The following is a 2,972-nucleotide window of genomic DNA, read 5'->3' as shown; positions in this document are numbered from 1 at the left end:
TTGTATAAATGGGTTTGCCGTACCCTTTCATTTGCCAATTTGACGGCACTTCAATATTATCCCAGTAATTGACATTAAAATCAGTTTTGTAGAAATCAACCGGACGCATATCTGGTGATTTTACCCGGGTAAATTTCCAAGATCCGTTTAAACTCTGATAATACGGAGATTCGTTGGCATAATCGGTCAGCACCTGATTTATGGTTGCATAAGGAGTGTAAACGCTATGGGCTGGTTCCTTGTTTATACCTATTACCTGCTCGTTCTCCCAGTCGTGCTGCTGTGCAAACAAAGAAGAAAAAGAGAAGAATAAAATGAAAGCTGGAATATATACTATTTTTATGTTCATTGATGTACAACTTTTTTTGTGATTTTTAAAAATAAATGATAGATTACTATTTTTTTACTATATTTTTTTTTGATTTAAAAAAAACAAGCCAACAAATCTATTTATTGCTATTATAAAAACCCTGTTCAGATGTATCCAATCTGGTATCACAATCGTGCATTTATTTATTTTTTACTCTTAAATTCGCCCCACTTCTTCTCTTCTTTCTGGTTTCGAAAAAAATACTATTTCAGTTTTCATACCAACAAGCGACTTGTATATTTTATTTATGGCAACCTACATATTAACCAATTTATTTTGTAGTTAATAGCACTCTTGCTTCAAGCTGTTTAAGAACACTCCATTGGCCAAGTAGATTCGGTATCTTTTGATTGTCTATGTCCATATTCATAAATATGAAGTTCACAGGGAATTTTATTTTTTTTCAGAATCAATAAGTAAGCCAATACTATTTTATACTGGAGGCCTCCATCATCTAAAGAATAAACCAAAATACTAGAGAAATTTAGACTAAGCAGTTTCTCAAAAATATGTGAATATTACTATTTTTTCTTAAATTCAGAATATTTCTATTTATCATATTCATCATAAAACTTCAGGAATTCCAATCGGTTACTTACTTGTTTAATCCATTCACGAGCCATCAATTCATGACCAAATGCAGTTGGATGCACACCGTCCCAAATCCAATAATCAATTGGAGCTCGTTGTTGTGCTTCTTCAAAAACCATGGGATAATCAATCAAAACGGCATTAAAATCGGCGGCAATCCGTCTTACAATAGCAGCTCTTTCTACAGTCAACGGATGCCACTTTTGGTACTGATCTTTACGCCATCCGGAAGCAAAAAAGAAAGGTAACCCCAATACTATCAAAAGATTTGGATTTTGTTCGACACATGAAGTCAGCAATTTACGGTAAGTACTTTCAAAAGTTTTTGCATCTACTGCGTTTTCTCTACTATCTACCAAGGCATTCACGTCATTTATGCCAATCAACAAACTTAATACGTCGGGTTTCAAATCCAAGGTATCGGATTGCCATCTTTTTTCAAGATCGCTAAGTGTGTTCCCTCCTATTCCCCGGTTGATAAATTTATAACCGTACTGTGGAAAATCGGCACCAATTCTGCTGGAAACAGAAAAACAATAACCGTGTCCCAAAATATGATTTGGGTCTTCACTTCTACCCCGATTGCCATCGGTTATCGAATCGCCTTGAAACAGGAATACCAAGTTCTCTTTTTCTGGTTTTGCAATTGCTGCTTTTGCATTTGAACAGGCGGTTGGCAATCCTATTGCCACCAAGCCCGCTACCGACATAAGTTTAATAAAATCTCTTCTTGAAGAATCTTTTGTTGTCATTCTATTTTGTTTTTGATGCTAAAAATCTCCCTTACCTTTATTTGAAAATATGCTGAACAAAAAGGTACAAATTATTGGCCCACTCCGTATCATCGTGAGCATTGCCATCCACGTTCCATATATGTGGCACCCCTTGTTCTTTGAGGTGTTGGTGAACTCGTTGGCTGACACTAAGCAGACCATCCTTGTTACCACAGGCAAGCCATAACACTTTAAGCTTCTTTTTAGCTTCCGCCAAATCAGGCAAAAGCTTAGTATCAGAAAGTCCACCAAATTCATTGGTATTTGGAGCCGAAGAGAATCCACCGACATAGGCGAAGGTATTGATATGAGAAAGTCCTATATTCAGGGATTGACCACCGCCCATAGACAACCCAGCAAGCGTGCGATGTTTGCGATCGGTATAGACTGAATAATGAGACTCAATGTAGGGAATGATGTCGTGGAGCAAATCATTTTCGAAAGATGTGCCATAACCTTTATATCCTCCTTTTCTTTCTTCTTGCTCATCTGGTTTGGGATTTTCTATAGTCATGTTTGTATTGCAATTAGGAAAAACCATAATCATTGGTTTGATTTTACCATCTGCCAAAAGATTATCCATAACATAATCAGCATGAACCCAGTACGGCCATTGACCATTTCCAGAATTAAGTCCGTGTAGCAAATAGATTACTGGATACTTTTTATGAGGGGAATAACCAGGAGGAGTATAAACCAGCATTTCACGACGTGTACCTAGTGTTTTGGAGTCATATTGAACAATCGTAATAATACCATGAGCAACATTCTCACGTTTATCTCTGAAACCAACTGGCGGGTCATTGAATACAGGTTTGTCGTCAGGATCTAGCTTAACTGGTTCATCAAAACCAACTTTGGGTGCTTCCTTTTTACCTATATATTTCTTTACTTCAAGCCATTTACGGCAGGCTTCTGTCCATGTTGATTCGGTACTATTTGAGCGCCACGATTCTAATCCCAATCCAAATCCATGTCCACCTCGTTCATAAAGATGAAGTTCGCACGGAATATGATTTTTTTTCATAGCTAAGGCGTATTCAATACTGTTTTCTACAGGGACTGTACCATCATCCATCGAGTGGATCATAAATGCCGGAGGAGTTTTGGCGGTAACTTGCAACGCATTCGAAAAATGTTTCACCATTTCTGGTAAAGGATGCTTTCCAAGCAAATTCTCTCGCGAACCCGCATGAGTAATAGTCGAATCCATAGATATTACTGGATAAATAAGTAAT

At 37.3% G+C, this 2,972-nt stretch carries 2 protein-coding genes and 1 pseudogene; all 3 read right to left on the bottom strand.

Annotated features, from left to right (window positions below; genetic code table 11):
• A pseudogene (locus tag PHC28_RS17640) lies at positions 1-349 on the bottom strand (beta-galactosidase); the annotation flags it as partial.
• 569 nt (positions 350-918) lie between these two features.
• Entirely contained in the window at positions 919-1,713 is a 795-nt protein-coding gene (locus PHC28_RS17635; RefSeq protein ID WP_300103618.1) for an SGNH/GDSL hydrolase family protein, read from the bottom strand.
• 37 nt (positions 1,714-1,750) lie between these two features.
• Positions 1,751-2,972: alpha/beta hydrolase-fold protein (locus tag PHC28_RS17630; RefSeq protein ID WP_300103616.1), on the bottom strand; the 1,222-nt coding region annotated here is incomplete at its 5' end.

Source organism: Flavobacterium sp. (genome assembly GCF_028712645.1).
Lineage (GTDB): Bacteria > Bacteroidota > Bacteroidia > Flavobacteriales > Flavobacteriaceae > Flavobacterium.
The sequence above is the reverse complement of the archived record's forward strand: the minus strand, read 5'-3'. Positions and strand labels throughout refer to the sequence as shown.